This is a genomic window from Bradyrhizobium guangdongense (genome assembly GCF_004114975.1).
Taxonomy (GTDB): domain Bacteria; phylum Pseudomonadota; class Alphaproteobacteria; order Rhizobiales; family Xanthobacteraceae; genus Bradyrhizobium; species Bradyrhizobium guangdongense.
This window is the reverse complement of record NZ_CP030052.1, coordinates 804,977-822,149: the sequence shown is the minus strand read 5'-3', so window position 1 is coordinate 822,149 and position 17,173 is coordinate 804,977. Positions and strand designations below refer to the sequence as shown.

Annotated in this window: 15 protein-coding genes and 1 pseudogene; 12 read left to right on the top strand and 4 right to left on the bottom strand. The window is 61.8% G+C overall.

Translation table 11 applies throughout. The annotated features are described in order from the left end of the window. The first annotated feature begins 68 nt into the window (after positions 1 to 68). From X265_RS39535 to X265_RS40935, 7 genes are all read left to right on the top strand, one after another. Positions 69 to 1,169, top strand: a complete 1,101-nt coding sequence (locus tag X265_RS39535) for an ABC transporter substrate-binding protein (protein WP_128929650.1) — start codon at positions 69 to 71, stop codon at positions 1,167 to 1,169. Then, on the top strand, positions 1,147 to 2,163 hold the full coding sequence (locus X265_RS39530; protein WP_128929649.1) for an ABC transporter permease: 1,017 nt from the start codon (positions 1,147 to 1,149) through the stop codon (positions 2,161 to 2,163). The genes X265_RS39535 and X265_RS39530 overlap by 23 nt, the downstream gene beginning before the upstream one ends. Then, entirely contained in the window at positions 2,157 to 2,939 is a 783-nt protein-coding gene (locus tag X265_RS39525) for an ABC transporter ATP-binding protein (protein WP_128929648.1), read from the top strand. Before X265_RS39530 ends, X265_RS39525 begins: the two co-directional genes overlap by 7 nt. After that, positions 2,933 to 4,105, top strand: a complete 1,173-nt coding sequence (locus tag X265_RS39520; protein ID WP_128929647.1) for an acyl-CoA dehydrogenase family protein — start codon at positions 2,933 to 2,935, stop codon at positions 4,103 to 4,105. Before X265_RS39525 ends, X265_RS39520 begins: the two co-directional genes overlap by 7 nt. A 28-nt stretch (positions 4,106 to 4,133) precedes the next feature. Further along, positions 4,134 to 5,228 (top strand): LLM class flavin-dependent oxidoreductase, encoded by a 1,095-nt coding sequence (locus X265_RS39515; protein ID WP_128929646.1) that lies wholly within the window; start codon positions 4,134 to 4,136, stop codon positions 5,226 to 5,228. After that, positions 5,225 to 6,163, top strand: coding sequence for an ABC transporter substrate-binding protein (locus tag X265_RS39510; RefSeq protein WP_128929645.1), 939 nt, complete (start codon positions 5,225 to 5,227; stop codon positions 6,161 to 6,163). The genes X265_RS39515 and X265_RS39510 overlap by 4 nt, the downstream gene beginning before the upstream one ends. Positions 6,164 to 6,981: 818 nt before the next feature. Then, the gene (locus tag X265_RS40935) at positions 6,982 to 7,287 is read left to right on the top strand and encodes a hypothetical protein (RefSeq protein WP_164933838.1); all 306 of its coding nucleotides are present in this window, start codon (positions 6,982 to 6,984) and stop codon (positions 7,285 to 7,287) included. A gap of 423 nt (positions 7,288 to 7,710) precedes the next feature. On the opposite strand, the pseudogene X265_RS39500 reads toward X265_RS40935, so the two are convergent. The 4 genes and pseudogenes from X265_RS39500 to X265_RS39485 all read right to left on the bottom strand — a co-directional run bounded on the left by X265_RS39500 (position 7,711) and on the right by X265_RS39485 (position 10,331). Beyond that, positions 7,711 to 8,105, bottom strand: a pseudogene (locus X265_RS39500) (type II toxin-antitoxin system VapC family toxin). Next, positions 8,105 to 8,350, bottom strand: a complete 246-nt coding sequence (locus tag X265_RS39495; protein WP_128929644.1) for a type II toxin-antitoxin system VapB family antitoxin — start codon at positions 8,348 to 8,350, stop codon at positions 8,105 to 8,107. Before X265_RS39495 ends, X265_RS39500 begins: the two are co-directional and overlap by 1 nt. Positions 8,351 to 8,579: 229 nt before the next feature. Continuing rightward, positions 8,580 to 9,524 (bottom strand): VOC family protein, encoded by a 945-nt coding sequence (locus X265_RS39490; RefSeq protein ID WP_128955087.1) that lies wholly within the window; start codon positions 9,522 to 9,524, stop codon positions 8,580 to 8,582. 27 nt (positions 9,525 to 9,551) lie between these two features. Next, positions 9,552 to 10,331 (bottom strand): SDR family oxidoreductase, encoded by a 780-nt coding sequence (locus X265_RS39485; RefSeq protein WP_128929642.1) that lies wholly within the window; start codon positions 10,329 to 10,331, stop codon positions 9,552 to 9,554. A 93-nt stretch (positions 10,332 to 10,424) separates the two neighbouring features. Here X265_RS39485 and X265_RS39480 point away from each other — a divergent pair, with 93 nt between their 5' ends. The 5 genes from X265_RS39480 (at position 10,425) to X265_RS39460 (ending at position 16,689) form a co-directional block, all read left to right on the top strand. Beyond that, positions 10,425 to 11,117: a GntR family transcriptional regulator gene (locus X265_RS39480; RefSeq protein WP_128929641.1), complete on the top strand. Its 693-nt coding sequence runs from the start codon at positions 10,425 to 10,427 to the stop codon at positions 11,115 to 11,117. Between the two features lie 42 nt (positions 11,118 to 11,159). Beyond that, the gene (locus X265_RS39475) at positions 11,160 to 12,782 is read left to right on the top strand and encodes an FAD-dependent monooxygenase (protein ID WP_128929640.1); all 1,623 of its coding nucleotides are present in this window, start codon (positions 11,160 to 11,162) and stop codon (positions 12,780 to 12,782) included. Between the two features lie 114 nt (positions 12,783 to 12,896). After that, the gene (locus tag X265_RS39470) at positions 12,897 to 14,237 is read left to right on the top strand and encodes an MFS transporter (protein ID WP_164933839.1); all 1,341 of its coding nucleotides are present in this window, start codon (positions 12,897 to 12,899) and stop codon (positions 14,235 to 14,237) included. Continuing rightward, the gene (locus tag X265_RS39465) at positions 14,234 to 15,163 is read left to right on the top strand and encodes an alpha/beta hydrolase (protein ID WP_206733167.1); all 930 of its coding nucleotides are present in this window, start codon (positions 14,234 to 14,236) and stop codon (positions 15,161 to 15,163) included. Before X265_RS39470 ends, X265_RS39465 begins: the two co-directional genes overlap by 4 nt. Positions 15,164 to 15,960: 797 nt before the next feature. After that, the gene (locus tag X265_RS39460; protein WP_128929638.1) at positions 15,961 to 16,689 is read left to right on the top strand and encodes a class I SAM-dependent methyltransferase; all 729 of its coding nucleotides are present in this window, start codon (positions 15,961 to 15,963) and stop codon (positions 16,687 to 16,689) included. The last annotated feature ends 484 nt before the right edge of the window (positions 16,690 to 17,173 follow it).

Here is a 17,173-nt window from a genome sequence, read left to right as displayed (position 1 = left end):
CCTCAGGAACATCCGCAACGCGAACAGTTGTGCCGATGGCGGAGCGTGCCAACTCAGGAGTGGGGCTGATGGGAAACGACATTAAGCGCAACGGATCGAGCCTCGACCGGCGTCATTTGCTTCAGGCGGGACTGGCGGCGGCCTTTGCGGCCCCGTTCGGCGCCCTGGGCGCACAGGCGTTTGTGCCGCAGGCGCCCGCGCCTGGCATAGACTTCTCGGAATTCCCGCTATGCCGCACGGCCGCGGACGGTCCTGTGCTCACGGGAGCCCCGCGCAAGCTAAAGCTCTCGTGGAATGCCGGCGCGGTGTGCCTTGCGCCGCTGCCTGTTGCGATCGAGCACGGCTTCTTCCAGAAGCAGAATCTCGATGTCGAGCTCGTCAACTATTCCGGTTCGACCGACCAGTTGCTCGAGGCCATCGCGACCGGAAAGAGCGATGCCGGTCTCGGCATGGCGCTGCGCTGGCTGAAACCGCTCGAGCAGGGCTTTGACGTCAAGATCGCCGCCGGCACCCATGGCGGCTGCATGCGCGTGCTGAGCCGCGCCGATTCCGGCGTGAACAAGCTTGCCGATCTCAAGGGCAAGATCGGTGCGGTCGGCGATCTCGCTGGTCCCGACAAGAACTTCTTCTCGATCCAGTTGGCAAAACTCGGCATTGATCCTAACAAGGACGTCGACTGGCGCGCCTATCCCGGCAATCTGCTCGATGTTGCGGTCCAGAAGGGCGAGGTGCAGGCTTTCCTGTCGTCCGACCCGCTTGCCTATCTCTGGCTCAAGGACACCCAGTACAGGGAGGTCGCCTCCAACCTCGATGGCGACTATCGCGACAAGAGCTGCTGCATCGTCGGCCTGCGCGGCTCGCTGGTTCGCGAAGAACCCCAGGTCGCGCGTGCGATCACTCAGGCGCTGCTCGACGCCGCCATGTTCACCTCGCAGAATCCGGCCGTCGCGGCAAAGTCATTCCAGCCCTACGCACCGAAGGCCGCAACGCTCGCCGATATCGAGGGCATGGTGCGCTACCACACCCACCATCATCATCCGACCGGTGAGGTGCTCAAGCGCGAACTGAAGGCTTACGCCGACGATCTCAAGAGCGTGCAGGTCTTCAAGCAGAGCACCGATACGACCAAATTCGCGGAGCGCATCTATGTCGACGTATTCTCTGTCTGACGGGCTCGCCTCCGGCGCGCCGCGGACCACGACGGCGTTTGCCAGCTGGGTGCGCGAGTCCGGCGCCGGGGTTTTCGCCAGCATCGCGTGGATTGCCTTCGGCCTCTCCTGCCTGTGGTGGGAGGATGTCGGCGACTGGTCGCGCACCCATTCGCTCGGCATCGCGGCGCTCGTCATTGCCGCGGTCGTGTTGTTCGGGACCGTCGGCGCCGACTATCTGGGCACGGCGGGCAGGGCGCTGCGCCAGCGCGCGCCCTGGCTCATCGCGCTCGGCGCGTTCCTGACGCTGTGGGAGGTCGCGACCGCCAAGTTTGCCTGGCTGCCGCTGCCGTTCTTCCCGCCGCCGCAGGCGATCATCGAGGTCTATACCGACGATCTGCCGAAGCTGCTCGACAGCCTGTTCGCCTCGGTCAAGCTGCAGCTCGGCGGCTACATCATTGGCGCTGCGGTCGGCTTCCTGACGGGGGTGTCGATCGGCTGGTCGCGCGCGGTCGGCTATTGGGTGCACCCGGTGCTGCGCTTCATCGGGCCGCTGCCGGCAACCGCCTGGCTGCCGATCGCGTTCTTCACCTTCCCCTCGAGCTGGAGCGCGTCGACCTTTCTGATCGCGCTCGCGACCGGTTTTCCCGTCACGGTGCTGACATGGTCGGGCGTCGCGAGTGTCAGCAGTGCTTATTACGATGTCGCGCGGACGCTCGGGGAAAAACCGTCCTTCCTGGTGCTGAAGGTCGCGATCCCTGCCGCGCTGCCGCACGTCTTCGTTGGGCTGTTCATGGGGCTCGGCGCCTCCTTTGCCGTGCTCGTCGTCGCCGAGATGATCGGCGTAAAGGCCGGTCTCGGCTGGTACCTGCAATGGGCGCAGGGCTGGGCTGCCTATGCCAACATGTATGCGGCGCTGATCGTGATGTCGCTGCTCTGCTCCGGCGCGATCACGCTGCTGTTTGCGATCCGCGACCGTCTGCTGGTCTGGCAGAAGGGGACCGTGAAATGGTAGAGGCAATCGTGCATCCGGCCGCCGGTGCCGCGCTCGACATCGAGCAGGTCGGCCATGCCTTCGACATCGACGGCGCCGCGCTGCCGGTGCTGAGCGATGTCAGCATCGCCGTCGAGCCCGGCGAGTTCGTCGCGCTGCTGGGGCCTTCCGGCTGCGGCAAGTCGACCTTGCTGCGGCTGGTGGCAGGGCTCGACAAGCCCAAGGCGGGAAGTCTGCGCGAGGACGAAGTCCGCATCGTCAGGCCGCATCCGTCACGCGTCGTCGTGTTCCAGGATCCGACCCTGTTTCCCTGGCGGTCGGTCTGGGACAACGTCGCCCTGGGCCTCGAAGCCCAGGGCATTCTGAAGAGCCAGCGGCAGCGTGTCGATGATGCGCTCGATCTCGTCGGACTGTCGTCGTTCCGCAATGCCTATCCGCACCAGCTCTCCGGCGGCATGGCGCAGCGCGTGGCGCTGGCGCGGGCGCTGGTGAACGATCCCAAGATCCTGATTTTGGATGAGCCGCTCGGCAAGCTCGACTCGCTGACCCGCATCACCATGCAGGCCGAGCTGGTCTCGTTGTGGCAGCGCAAGGGCTTTACCACGCTCCTCGTCACGCATGATGCCGAGGAGGCGCTGGTGCTCGCCAACCGCGTCATCGTCTTCAGCGAGCGTCCGGCGCGCGTGAAGGCCGACATCCGCGTCGACCGTCCCTATCCGCGCCATCGCGGCGATCCATATCTTGCGGACCTGCGCCGCCAGATTCTTGGCCTGCTGGGATTGGATGCAACATGGTGACTTCTATCGCTCAGGGACGGGTGGCGCATGGCGAACCCGACTATATCGCGCGCGCCGAGGCGCTTGCGCCGGGCTTTGCCGTGCGCGCAGCCGAGCACGACCGCGCCGCCAGCTTTCCCTTCCAGAACTTTCGCGAGCTCTCCGAAGCCGGCCTGCTGTCACTGACGGTGTCGGCGGCTCTCGGCGGGGCCGGCGCGGGCGCACGATATGCCGCGCGTGTGCTCGGCATCATCGGCAAGGCCGATCCGTCGACCGCGCTGGTGCTGTCGATGCACTACATCAATCATTTGGTGATGGCGCGCAGCCCGACCTGGCCGGCGCGGCTGTCGCGCAAGCTTGCGCGCGAAAGCGTCGAGGGCCTCGCGCTCATCAATGCGCTCCGGGTCGAGCCCGAACTCGGCTCGCCCGCGCGGGGCGGCCTGCCGGCGACAGTGGCCCGCCGCACCGAGACCGGCTGGCGGCTCTCTGGCCACAAGATCTACTCGACCGGCGCGCCGATCCTGAAATGGTATCTGGTATGGGCGCGGACCGACGAAGCCGAGCCGCGGGTGGGCCAGTTCCTGGTGCCGGCAGGCCTGCCGGGAACGCGGATCGTCGAGACCTGGGACCATCACGGCCTGCGCGCCAGCGGCAGCCATGACGTCATTTTCGACGACGTCGTGATCCCGCTCGACGCCGAGGTCGATGTCCGCAAGCCCGCCGACTGGCGCGCCCCCGACGTCGCGCAGGCGACCGTCCACACCGTCTTCGTCGCCGCGATCTATGATGGTATTGCCCGTGCGGCGCGCGACTGGTTCGTCCAGTTCCTGAAGCAGCGCGTGCCCGCCAGCCTCGGCGCGCCGCTTGCCACGCTGCCGCGCGCGCAGGAAATCCTCGGTGCGATCGAGGCCAGGCTCGCGGTTAATGCTCGGCTGCTCGACACCTTCGCCCGCGACTTCGACGACGGCGTCGATCTCTCCAACGGCGAATCCAACGTCATCAAGCTGACGGTCACCAACAATGCGGTCGCCGCGGTCGAGGACGCGCTGTCGCTGACCGGCAATCACGGCCTATCCCGCAGCAATCCGCTGGAGCGGCATTATCGCGATGTCCTGTGCGGGCGCGTGCACACGCCGCAGGACGATGCCACGCGCACCGGCCTCGGCCGCGCCGCATTGGGCCTCTAGCCTTTCCGAAAACAACAGGGAGATTATCATGTCGGTCGAGTTCATCGGCTTTATCGCCAACAGCAATGCTTCCGAGACCATCGTGCGCCAGGGACCGATCCTCGATCCCGCTTATATCGAGACGGTGGCAAAAGCACATGAGCTTGCCGGTTTCGACCGCGCGCTGCTCGCGTTTCATTCCACCACGCCGGATGCGCTGCAAGTTGCCCAGCATGTGCTGACCATCACCAAACAGCTCAAGGTGATGATTGCGCAGCGGCCGGGCTTCACCGCGCCGACGTTGCTGGCGCGCCAGCTCGCCACGCTCGACCAGCTCTATGGCGGCCGCGTCTCGCTGCACGTCATCACCGGCGGCAATGCCGCCGAGCTGCGTCAGGACGGCAACACCTTCGACGACAAGGACGAACGCTACGCCCGCACCAGCGAATTCCTCGACGTGGTCAGGCTGGAATGGACCAGCGAAAAGCCGTTCAACTACAGCGGCAAATATTACACCGTCGAGAACGGTTTCTCCCAGGTGAAGCCGCTGCAGAAGGGCGGCATCTACACCTTCGTCGGCGGCGGCTCGGATGCCGCGATCGAGGTCTCGGGCAAGTATGCCGACACGTTTGCGCTCTGGGGCGAGTCCTATGCGCAGGTGCGCGACGTCACGGCGCGGGTGCGCGCAGCGGCTGCGAAACACGGGCGGCCGAGTCCGCGCTTCAGCCTGTCGGTGCGGCCGATCCTCGCTGAGACCGAGGAGAAGGCCTGGCAGAAGGCGGAGCACATCCTCGAACGCGCAACTGCGCTCCAGGACCAGACCGGCTATCGCCGGCCAAACCACGCCACCGACGGCGCCAAGCGGCTCCTGGCGCTGGCTGACCAGGGCGCGCGCATTGACAAGCGGCTGTGGACCGAGATCGCAAAGCTCACCGGCGCCAACAGCAACACCACCGCGCTGGTCGGCACGCCCGAGCAGGTCGCCGAGGTCTTCGCCGATTATTATGATCTTGGCGTCAGCCATTTCCTGATCCGCGGCTTCGATCCGCTGCCCGATGCCATCGACTACGGCCGCGAGCTGATCCCGCTGACGCGCAAGCTGATCGCGACACGCGACCAGCAACGGGGCATCGCGGCGGAATGATCCGGCTCATCGCTGCTTTGGCGCTCGCCCTTGCGGGCGCCGGTCTCGCCAGCGCGCAGACGACGCTGCGCGTCGGTGACCAGAAGGGCAATGCGCGGGCGGTGATGGAAGCCGCGGGCCTGCTCAACGACGTTCCCTACAAGATCGAATGGAAGGAGTTTCCGGCCGCGGCGCCGCTGCTGGAAGCGCTCAGCGCCGGCGCGATCGAGACCGGGCTGGTCGGAGACGCGCCCTTCACTTTCGCCGCCGCCTCCGGCGCGCCCGTCAAGGCGATCGCCGCGATCCGGCAGACGCGCGAGGGGCTCGCGATCCTCGTGCCCGAGAGCTCGGCGATCAAGACCTTCGCCGACCTGCGCGGTAAAAAGATCGCGACCGGCCGTGGCTCGATCGGGCATCAGCTGATCCTGGCCGCGCTCGAAAAGAACGGCTGGAGTGCCGGTGACGTGCAGATCGCATTCCTGGCGCCGTCCGATGCCAAAATCGCCTACACGCAAGGTTCGGTCGATGCTTGGTCGACCTGGGAGCCGTACGTCAGCCAGGAAGAGGTGCTGTTCAAATCGCGCCGCATCATCACCTCGGAAGGCCTGACGCCGGGCCTCAGCTTCCAGGTGGCGCGATCCGATGCCATCAGGGACAAGCGCACCGAGCTCAACGACTTCATCCGTCGCCTCACCGCGGCGCGCGCGTGGTCGCTGAACAATATCGACAGCTATGCCGCGACCTGGGGCAAGTGGATGAACATCCCGACATCAGTACCGCAGAACTGGCTCTCGCGCGCAAAAATCCGGATCGCGCCGATCGACGACGGCGTGGTTGCGGACGAGCAGGGCACGATTGATCTGTATTTCCGCTGGGGCCTCATCAAGCAGAAGCTGGTTGCGGCGGAGATCGTCGATCGTTCGTTTGCTGATGCGATCGGAAAGGCGGGGTTCTGATGCTTCTTTGCGAGAATATGCGTGGTGCTCCGTAGCAGCCGCCGCCGACACGAAGCAACTATCGCGGATAGCGCGCTCGCGCATTAGGTCAAGCAATTTGTCTCGGAAATGTGGCTCGCACGCTGGCGCTGTGCGACATCGGTGACGGAAAGATCCCAGTTGCCGAGATCGTTCTCATGTCAACCAAGGTCGATGTTGGCCCTCTGGTGGTGAATGGCATGCCTTCGGTGGGCTTCCAGTGAGGTCATGCTTATAGCTGTCCGCGAATTGTCGAAGGCGGCGTCGCAAGAGATAGGACATCGACGATGTCTCTGCCGCAGGTGGACGAGCAAACAACGCTGAACCAATGGGCCCCTTGAAGCAGGCAGAGCCGCTTGATCGCTCGTTGTAGCCGCGCCGCTCTGGTGGCTCCGCCGCGACGAGGGATATTGAAGCCCTGGGCCGCAAGCGTGATGCGCCGCGCTTCGGAAAGCGAGAGTTCCGACTTTAGCAGCGCTCTCCCAAGACTCTGCCGTTGATAGCTCGCAAGTCGGCCAGCATCAGCTTTGGCTCTCCCATCGCTGCGAAATGGCCGCCTGTTGGCATGTCGGTAGGTGTGCTCCGCAAATGAGCGCGGAGTCGGCAGGAACACGGGATCGGGGAAGGCCGCCACGCCATCGGCGCTCCAACACGGGTGCCCGCGGGAAACCGAGCTGATCCTTCAAGGCGCTTACCGTGATAAATCCGTGTCGCGGTTACAACCGCCGGCGTCGCGACATAGGAGGCGTCGTTCGACCGTGCGACAATCGAAACTATCCAGCGAATAGGCGGCGTGCCGCTTGGACATGGCAGCGTTGCACCCGGTTGCCCTAAATGCCGGTCAATTTGACCTCGGTCCTCAGATGCTCGGCGGCAGCGCCGAGCATGGTCGTTCCGATCGTTCACTAGCTGCGCCGGTGATGCGCTTGAATTCCTCACTTTGCTCTCCTCGGTCGACGTCATCGTGCAATGCGGACTTGTCGGATGCAGCCTCCTTCATCCTCTCCGCCGCATTTAAGAAAGAAGCGTTCGCCATAAAAATCGAGCCCCATGAGTTCGTGAAGGTGGCTGTCTTTATGCGCGAATCTTGTTGCGCATCTCGATGATTTCATCATGAACTTTGTGAAACGTTTAAGGAAGGTTATGGCGATCGAATCCGCTGCCGTTTCCGCCCTGATGCAGACGCACATAGGCTACGACAAACGCCGTCGTGAGCATGTCGAGCTCCATGATGGCATCCATGGTTGCGTCGAATGTGTATTCCGACAGGCGTTTTGCGCATATTTATGAGCCACCGCGGAGGTGAACGAGTTGGAAACTCGGGAGAGCTGCAACAGTTCTGTCTCGACGGAGTCTAGGGTGGCGCGTCCGCTCTGGAAGTCAATGCACCACTCTTCGGGAAGAAGATGAGACTGCCCGCGTTCTTCGGAAAGCCACCTGCCCTTTCCAGTCACTGGCCGGTCGTTGACCGGGATTTGTAGCTCTCGTCCTGGCCTACACTTGCCGTGAGCACTCCTGCGCGGACGGCATCATGCAGCTTCAATATTAGTCTGCGGAAAATCGGTGCCTTTGAACATCAAAGGCTCTCCTAAATGGCAGGCGCATGCATAAGCAAAACAGTCCCGAAATTCAGCCGTGCTGGGTGTCGGCCCTTGCCTTAACGGTCAAAGGCGTCGAGCGCGATCCGGGCCGTTTCGGGCGGCACTTGCACCATCTTGATTTCCATTAGCGCCAGATAGCTCTCGACTGCTTCGCTAGCGTCCGAGATTGGAAGACCAAGTATTCGGGCTACGGCGATCACCGCCTCCCACACTGCCAGCGGCGAGTGTCAACGCGCGGCCGCTTGTTGAAGGCGCGTCAACAGCTCCCGCGCTTCGTCTTCATCGATCGACATCGCGGTCAACGCCGAGGCATCGATAAACATCAGTCAACTTCGTAAAGGCCGTCGCGAAACACCTTGTCTGCCGGCCTACTTTTTTGCGGATTGCCCCTGGCCCGGAGATCGCGACAGAACTGTACGCCCAAGTCGACCAAGGTAGGCTTACCCTGCTCACGCTCCAGCTCATGGGTGAGCGCCGTATGCACGGCCTCGGTGAGGCCGATCTTCTTGAGCGCCGCGATCCTGCGGGCCAGCGCGTCAGTATCAGGATTCTTAATATGGAAAGCCATCCGGATCCTCTAGCCGTTGCCGTGTATCATTATATAGCACGTCGGATACACCCTTTGAAGGCTAGGGCTCCAAGTTGATCACCGAGCTCCCGACGCAGGCAGTCGGCGCGCTGATGGTTAACCTCGCGTCGCTCTAGCTTTTCAGTCCTGAATTCCACCCGGGTGCGCCTCTTCTAGAGGTACTATTCGGAATAGCCGGTGGCCCTCTGCCGCAGCCAGTTTGGCCGGACTATTCTGCCGCGCCGAACGGAGCTGCCTCGGTCATCCACGATTGGGGAGGAGGGGGGCCCCATCCACCGGCCAATACCTTCGCCATCTCCCATTTGAGCGGTTCGTCCTCGATGTCGATCGTCTGGTAGTGAGTGTTGAACAGTTCGATGCGGTGTCCGTCCGGGTCGCGGAGATAAACGAAGCGGGCATATCCGGGAGCGAAATGGCGCGCCGGGCCGTACTCCACCGACCTACCGAAGCCCATCTCGGCGAGCAGATCGCAGATGAACATGAGATGGTAGGTCTCCGGGATGGTGAAGGCGGCGTGATGAAGGAGAGGTCCTGGGCCCGGACCTGGGGCGAACACTATGTCGTGCGGATTGCCCTTTCTCTGCAGGAAAACGAAGCTCGGTTCTTCCGATCCGTCCTGCGTAATGTACTCCGACAGTCTGAATCCGAGACGAGTGTAGAATTCGAGCGCCCGGTCCACGTGTGGTGTCAAAATCTGAAAATGGTCGAGCCGCTGCGGACAGGCGCCGCTAAAACGGCTGGATTGCAAGATCAGACGAGGCCTCGTTTCCATGGAGGCGCAAATATCGAGAGGAACACCCGCGGCGTCGGAAACACGCAGCGTACGAGCCTGATGAGGTACCTCGACCCAGGTCGGACGATGACCTAGATCCCGGAAGAAAGCTTCTGCAGCATCCAAATCCTCTTCGGTCAGAACGCGAAAGCCAATGTGTTGCGCGCTCGGCTTGCCGCCCTGTTCCAGAACGAGGGAATGATGGCAACCTTCTTCGAGTCCTCGGAGGTAGAGGCGGTTTTCGTCTTCGCTGCTGACTACGAATCCGAGCGCGTCGACGTAGAAGCGCTTGCTCTCTTTCAGGTCTTTCACCGCGAGCACGACATGGCTTGCTCGGGTCATGTTGAACGGTGGACGAAATACGGGTCGCGGTATCGCCATCAAGTCCTCCCTTGTATTGGTTTTCGTTCAAATCAGGCCGGGGTAGGAGCCGCCGTCCAGTTGAAGATTCTGGCCGGTGATGAAGCCCGCCTGTACGCTGCAGAGGTAGGCACAGGCATCCCCGAATTCTTCTGGCTTTCCGAATCGCTTCGCCGGAAGCGAGTCGGCGATCCTGGTGCGTGCCTCTTCAAGCGATATTCCCAGCTCCGACATCATCCTTTCCGCCATGAAGCGCTGACGATCGGTATCGATGCGCTCGGGCAGCATGTTGTTGATGGTGACGTTGTAGGCGGCGTATTGCCGGGCAAGCGACTTGCAGGCCGCCGTGAGCCCGGCGCGCGCGCCTGACGAGAGTTCCATCTTGGGATGCGGCGCCTTCACCATGGCAGACGTGATATTGATGATCCGCCCGAACTTCCGGTCCCGCATTCCAGGAAGAAAGGTTTTTACGAAGTGAAGGGGCGCGAGCATGTTCTGCTCGATCGCCTCCAACCACTCCGTGCGGCCGAACTCGAGGAAATTTCCGGGCGCCGGCCCGTGATTGTTGTTGATGAGGATGTCGGGTTCGGGACAGGCCTCGATAACCGTTTGGCGACCCGATTCTTCCGCGATGTCCGCCTGGACGAACGCCACTGGCTTACCCGCGAGGGCCTCGATGGACTTTGCGGCCAGGCGAAGGCGCTCCTCATCCCGGCCGTTCAGTGTGATTTCGCAGCCCTCGCGGGCGAGCGAAGTCGCGCATGCAAAACCCAACCCCTTAGAGGACGCGCATACGAGGGCCCGTTTAGCCGCCAAACCGAGGTCCATTTCGGCTCCAAACAATATATTATTTGACTTGCCCGACTTAAATAAAGATTATCATACGTCAAGGCAAGAAATTTCTATTTCAGGAGGGGTAGTTTGTCGGACGCATCAGAGACGCTCGCAACGGCCGCCTACCAGAAGCTCCGTATGGACGTGATCGGAGGGATGTTTTCCTTCGGCCAAAAGCTGAAGATCCGCTCGCTGTGCGAACGTTATGGGGTCAGCGCAGCTCCGATGCGCGAGGCTCTGACCCGGGCGGCCAAAGACGGCCTCATCATGCATTCCGACCAGCGCGGCTTTTCCGTCGCGCCGTTGAGCATCGAGGATTTGGACGACCTCTTGCAGACCAGGATCGTGCTCAACGAGTTCGCTCTCAGAAAATCGTTCGAGTACGGTGGGGCCGAGTGGGAGGAGCAGGTCCTGCTCTCATGGCACCGGCTGTCCCGCATTCCGTTTACGCCGGCTTCCGTTGACCCGGAATGGGAGCGCGCGCATCGTGTCTTCCACGCCACGCTTCTCTCCGCGTGCCGCGCGCCGCGCATTCTGGCGTATTGCGATCAGTTGTTCGACAGCGCCGACAGGTATCGGTTCATGTCTCGCGCCGCACACGTCGGCGGAGCCCGCACCGCCGACCACAAGATGATCGCCGACGCGGTGCTCGCGCACCGTCCGGACGAGGCGGTCGTCCTGCTGACACGACACTTCAGCGAGACCGCCGAACTCTGCCGGCAGCAACTGCTGTTGCAGGGAAAAGCCCAGCCCGGTGTCGTGACGCGAACGCCTTGCTAGGCAGCGTTCCTAAAAACAAACAAGAAGCCGAAGAGAGAGGAAATGACAGGCGATTTCGAGGAAACGTTCGTTCTTATCGTAGGCGGAGGACCCGTCGGGCTGACATCCGCGATCGATCTCGCGCAGAGGGGGGTACCTTGCATTCTGATTACGGAAAACCTCGAGACGGCGACCCAGCCCCGCTGCAATTTCGTGAATGCACGCACTATGGAGCATTTCCGTCGTCTCGGACTGGCGGAGGAAGTTCGCGCGGCGGCGCCGCTTGCCAAAATGCATCCGCGCGTAGCCTTCGTCACGCGCTTCTGCGGCCACGAATTCGGTAACATCGATCTGCTGAAGACGCGCCTTAGTGAAGGGCAGCTCGGACCGGAGTCCGGCCTGTCCATCTCCCAGCTCTTTCTGGAGCCGCTGCTGCGCCGACATGCCGAGGCCTCGGAGTCGGTCGACGTGCGCTTCGGTACACGCCTGGTCGCGCTCGGTGGGGAGGACGGCGCTCCGATCGCAACGGTCGAAGACGTGCGCACGGGAGTGCGCAAACGAATCCGGTCTCGGTACGTCATCGGTGCCGATGGGGCTCGGAGTCCGGTTCGTCGTCACTTCAACATTTCCATGGCGGGCGACGACGGGCGCATCGACAATGCGTTCGTCTCCGGCACCATGATCACGTATTTCGTTCGGGCCCCGACTCTGCTGGAGGAGAGCAGGCGTGCGCCGGCGACCATCACCTGGATCATAAATCACGACCTCCGCGCGTTCGTTTTTGCCCAGGACGGCCGCGAGCGCTGGATCATTCATTATCAGGTTCCGGAAGGCCTCGGCTGGGAGCAGGTCCGCAGCGACGAGGTGATGCGGTCGATATTCGGCAAAGACCTTCCGTACGAAATCCTCGCGGAGGGGCCGTGGACCGGCGGTTTGTCTTTGGTTGCCGCGGCATACCGGGCAGGTCCCGCTTTCCTCGTTGGCGACGCGGCGCACCTCTACACACCTCTAGGTGGCTTCGGCATGAACACGGGCATCGGAGATGTCCTGAACCTGACTTGGAAGCTTGCGGCAGCATACTCGGGGTGGGCCGGTCCCAACCTCCTGGATTCGTACGAGGCCGAGCGGAGATCCATCGGTTTGAGGAACTCGAAGATCGGCATCCACTGCTCGAAACGGAAAGGCAAGTGGCTGATCCCGCCGACCATCGAGGATGAAGGCGAGGCCGGTGCGCGTGCCCGGAAGACGTTCGGGGATTTCGTGGTCGTAGACGATCTCGACGAATACGACACGTCCGGACTGCAGTTGGGCGAGCGGTACGAATCCTCCCCCATCGTTTGTGCCAATGGCACTGCCGCGCCTCCGGACACATGGAGCAACTACAAGCCCGCCGACTTTCCGGGAGCGCGTTCGCCCCACTTCTGGCCGTCGCCCGGACGCGGCTTCTACGATCTGTTGGGTCGAGACTACACCCTTGTCGATTTCGAAAGCGGAGAACCTCTCGAGGCGTTGCTCGAGGCCGCGAAGCTGCGGAGGCTCCCGCTGTCGGTGGTCCGTTGTCCCGCTCCTGGCCAGCCCTACCAATCCAAACTCGTTCTGGTCAGGCCCGACCAGCACATCGCATGGCACGGAAACGCTCCACCGGAGGATCCGACGGCTGTGATCGACCGGGTGCGCGGAGCTTGACGAACCAAAACGAACGAAAAAGCGGGAGGGAATATGGGAATCGGAGGACAAGTCGTCGTTCCGTTCGATGGGTCCGCTCCGGTCGATAGCCGACCGGACGGCCGCAGGATCGACTTGGACGAATTCGTGGAAGGCCGATCGATCGGCGCCTTCCACCTCAATGTCGTGCTTTGGCCACTGCTGGTCACGATCGCAGATGGTTTCGATCTTGTCGTAATGGGCTATGCCGCCCCCGAGATCATCAAGATATTGAACTTCGATCGGAGCGCGATGGGCGTCATCCTGAGCTCCAGCCTGGTCGGAATGCTGATCGGCACTCCGATAGCCGGCTATCTCGGCGACCGTTTTGGCAGGAAGCCTCTGATCGTTCTGTCGACATTGCTTTTCGGCCTAGCCACGTGCTCGACCGTGCTGGCCGCTTCCGTCGCGCAGTTCTGCGCTCTTCGTTTCGTCGCGGGAGTCGGCCTTGCCGGGATCATCCCTAACGCGACCGCGCTCGTATCGGAGTTCATTCCACGCCGCGTCCGCGGTGCCTTCCTCATAGTCGTACAGCTCGGCGTGCAGATCGGAGGCATAGTACCCGGCCTCGTCGCCGCGTATCTGGTCTCCCGCTACGGCTGGGAAGTACTTTTCCATATAGGAGGCGCCGCTCCGGTGGTGCTGGCGACGGTGCTCGTTTTCGTACTGCCCGAGTCCATCAAGTACCTGTCGCTCGTTCCATCGAAGCGAGCGGAGCTTCTCAGGATCGCCAGGGCTCTCGACCCGAGGGGCCACCTTCCGGACGACGCGGTTTTCGCCTTGAAGTCCACGGGCTCGAGGGGAGCCTTGTCCCCGCTCGTGCCGCTTCGAAACGGCATGCACATCATCACACCGCTCCTCTGGCTACTCGCGGTGGTCAATTTGTTCACGACCCTTCTGATGGCGAGCTGGGCTCCGACGGTCTTGCGTGACATCGGACTTTCACCCGAAGCCGCCGCGCTCACGGCGACCCTGTTCGGTCTCGGAGGATTGATCGGAAGCTTCATGCTTACGGTGGGGTTCAATCGCTATGGTTTTCTCGTCATCGTCGCTTTCTACATCGTCGCGATCCCCTCGATGGCGCTCATCGGCCAGCCGTTCGTCGATCGCGGAGTCCTGCCGTGGTTGGTTCTTGTGACCGGCATATGCGTTGCCGGTACCCAATCCGCGATCAACTCGGCTTTCGGAATGTTATATCCAACCACCATCCGGTCGAACTGCGTCGGGTGGGGAATGGCGATCGGCCGCCTCGGAGCGATCGGAGGCCCTCTGTTCGGAGGCTTCCTGATGTCCAAGCAACTCTCCGGTACCGCTTTCTTCGAAACCGCCGCGTTGCCTCTCGTATTCGGCGTCCTGATAGCTGGCGTGCTGACGTACGCCTGCCGGCAGAGGTTCGGAGGCTGGACTTTGGATGAAAGGGCAAAGGGGGAGGCATGACCGCTCCATTCGAAAACAATCGCTGGATGTCTTCGCCGCCGAACGAGATAGCAGAAAGAATAAGAGCCTTGGGGCCGGTGATAGATCCGCCCGGAACCGCGCGGATCTACGCAGACATCCTGGCTCACCAGCCGACCGACGGAGTCGACGTCATTCCCAACATCCGCTACGGAAACGGGACCAGGCAGTCGTTGGACGTCTATCGGCCGGTTGCGACATCGGGTTCGGTGCCTGTGGTGCTGTTCTTCCACGGTGGCGGCTACAGTCGCGGCGACAAGTCCGATAGGAGCAATGTGGGTTACTTCTTTGCCCGCAACGGGGTCACGGCCTTCATCGCGAACTATGGCCTTGCCCCGGAATGCAAGTGGCCGTCTGGGGCACGCGACGTGATTGCTGCCTTGAGGTGGGCCCAGGAGAATGCGCAAGATCATGGAGGAGATCCGAGACGAATATGTCTGCTCGGAGAATCGGCGGGAGCCGCGCACGTCGCTCTCGCTTCCTTCGTCTCCACCTTCCACAAGGGGCGACCTCTCCGAGCGGCCGGCGTGGTTCTGCAGTCCGGGTCTTACAACGTCGCTCTCGAACGCGTCGCGGCTGCGGCTTTCGGTATACCTTCTCCCGACCTGCGCAATCAGGCCTATTTCGGCGAGGAGACTGCCCGATATTTGGAGATGTCGACGACCCGTCTGATAGATGCCCCGGACGTGCCGACCTTGATCACCTACGCGGAATACGATCCGGTTCCGATGCAGGTGCAAGCCGGAGAACTATTCGCCACCTTGGCGCTGCGGGCGTCCCATTGCCCCCTGCTACTCCGGTTGTTGGGCCATGGGCATATCTCTCAATTCAGCTCGTACAATACGGTGGATACCAGCGTAAGCGGACGGGTGCTCGATTTCGCGAAGTCTCTGCCGAGAGTCCAATGATCCATGGAGAACTGCAATTCGGATCCGAACGCCGGCCTCAGTCCCGCATTGCGATGTCAGGGGGGCCATCGCTGAATTGCGAAGCCGAAAGCGAACGGGGCGGCGACTTCCAGGCCGCTCCACGAAAGCGCTCTATGACCACGTAGTCCAAAGCAAGCTTCATCTGAATTGACGGCGCTCTGTTGAGATACCCGGTCCTTTGGTGATGCCCACCAGAGCTCTCTTTCCAAGCGGCTTACCTAGAGCCTTACTGAGTAACACTTGCGCTATGAAGAGTAATACGAGCCGTGCCTCGGTTGTCCTGATAGTTCCTGTTGAGCGGCCCTTGGAGACGACGGTAATACTCCGGAGTGATGTCAGGCGGCAGAATGGTTGGAAGCGTTTGAACCGCGTCATTTACGTAAGGCAGACCTCTCCCGTTTCCGGGGCGACAAAGTCAGCAATGAGAAGGCGAGACAGATTTTGCTTTTGCCAAACCTCATTGGCGACGGGCAATAGAGCGTCCGGGATGGGGTCTAGAGTCTCCAAGTCGCTCTGTTCTTTTTGACGCCCAATAATCCCGGCATCATCCGACGTTTCTTCCAGCCGCTTTGGGCGTGCAGAGTGTCGGCTGCATCCCCTAGGTCTAGATTGAGCCCCGCATCGCTGGGTTCAAGGGGAAGCTCGCCGCCGCCACTGCCCCAAATAGTGAGAATTGGTTGAAACCAATTCGCGCCGTAAACGCGACGAAAGGGGAACAAAAGGAATCTCGGTCTGTCGTATGATCCGAATCCCATTACGCCGGACAAGAGAACACCATGGCACAGAATATCTACGACAATCCCGATTTCTTCGCCGGTTACAGCCAGCTTCCGAGACAAATTCGCGGTCTGGACGGTGCGCCTGAATGGCCCTCCATACGCGCGATTTTGCCAGCGATTTTCGGCAAGCGCGTCCTCGATTTGGGGTGCGGCCTTGGTTGGACGTCGCGCTGGATGCGCAAGCAAGGCGCAAACTCGGTGCTCGGCCTGGACCTCTCCGAAAACATGATCAGCCGGGCAAAGGCGGATACCAACGATCCAGAAATTAAATACCGGATTGCAGACCTGGAGACAGTGGAGTTGCCGCCGGCAGCCTTCGATCTCGCTTATAGTGCACTCACCTTTCACTATATCAGGGACTTCAGCCGTCTCGCGCGCATGGTCCACCAAGCGCTCACGCCCGGCGGGCATATCGTATTCACCATCGAGCATCCGATCTTTATGGCAGCGGTCCATCCGCATTGGATCGCCGACGAGGACGGGCGCAAGACTTGGCCAGTCAATTGCTATTCGATCGAGGGTGAGCGCCAGACTGACTGGTTTGCGAAAGGCGTAATCAAATATCACCGGACCATCGGCACGACGCTTAACACCTTGATCCGTGCTGGCTTCCGGATCTTAGCCGTCGAAGAGTTTGCCCCGTCCCCCGAGCAGATCACACAAACGCCAGAGCTGGAAGAAGAGTTGGAGCGACCGATGATGCTTCTGGTTTCCGCGCAACGGTAGCACCCAAAGTCAATTGTTCGGGTCGTTCGGCGCGCTTGTTGTCAATGACTGCATCGAGTCAATCAGTAATCTTCTCAAAGCCCTTGGCCATGCGCATTATGCAGATATCGCCATATTGACCAGGCGGACCAGCCGGCGGGTCGGGTCTTTCAGCGATTTTCGACTGCGGCCAAAGAACTCTCGGCCAGGACCTCGCGAAGCCACAACAGAAAGACCCCCGTCGCCGGGGATGCCTCTCGCCCAGGATTTGGGATGGCGAGAAAGCCGTTTGGGATGCGAAGCATGCGCGGATGCCTCCTAATATTGGGCTGTTGCGCCGTCGGCTTGGAATGAAGCGGGTGGTCGGGAATGCTGGTCGTTGAGATGACCGCCAGAAGTGCCGTGCGACGTTGCCTGCTTCAAGGAACGTCTCAGCACCCTCATGAATGATGCACCACCCGTCCCCTTCATCCGATGAGCGCACTGGCGCGTCGCAGAGGGACAA

Bases quoted from the DNA above. Each gene is read 5' to 3' on its own strand.
- X265_RS39535 (WP_128929650.1), top strand. From the start codon at position 69: ATGGGAAACGACATTAAGCGCAACGGATCGAGCCTCGACCGGCGTCAT.
- X265_RS39530 (WP_128929649.1), top strand. From the start codon at position 1,147: ATGTCGACGTATTCTCTGTCTGACGGGCTCGCCTCCGGCGCGCCGCGG.
- X265_RS39525 (WP_128929648.1), top strand. From the start codon at position 2,157: ATGGTAGAGGCAATCGTGCATCCGGCCGCCGGTGCCGCGCTCGACATC.
- X265_RS39520 (WP_128929647.1), top strand. From the start codon at position 2,933: ATGGTGACTTCTATCGCTCAGGGACGGGTGGCGCATGGCGAACCCGAC.
- X265_RS39515 (WP_128929646.1), top strand. From the start codon at position 4,134: ATGTCGGTCGAGTTCATCGGCTTTATCGCCAACAGCAATGCTTCCGAG.
- X265_RS39510 (WP_128929645.1), top strand. From the start codon at position 5,225: ATGATCCGGCTCATCGCTGCTTTGGCGCTCGCCCTTGCGGGCGCCGGT.
- X265_RS39495 (WP_128929644.1), bottom strand. From the start codon at position 8,350: ATGGCTTTCCATATTAAGAATCCTGATACTGACGCGCTGGCCCGCAGG.
- X265_RS39490 (WP_128955087.1), bottom strand. From the start codon at position 9,524: ATGGCGATACCGCGACCCGTATTTCGTCCACCGTTCAACATGACCCGA.
- X265_RS39485 (WP_128929642.1), bottom strand. From the start codon at position 10,331: ATGGACCTCGGTTTGGCGGCTAAACGGGCCCTCGTATGCGCGTCCTCT.
- X265_RS39475 (WP_128929640.1), top strand. From the start codon at position 11,160: ATGACAGGCGATTTCGAGGAAACGTTCGTTCTTATCGTAGGCGGAGGA.
- X265_RS39465 (WP_206733167.1), top strand. From the start codon at position 14,234: ATGACCGCTCCATTCGAAAACAATCGCTGGATGTCTTCGCCGCCGAAC.
- X265_RS39460 (WP_128929638.1), top strand. From the start codon at position 15,961: ATGGCACAGAATATCTACGACAATCCCGATTTCTTCGCCGGTTACAGC.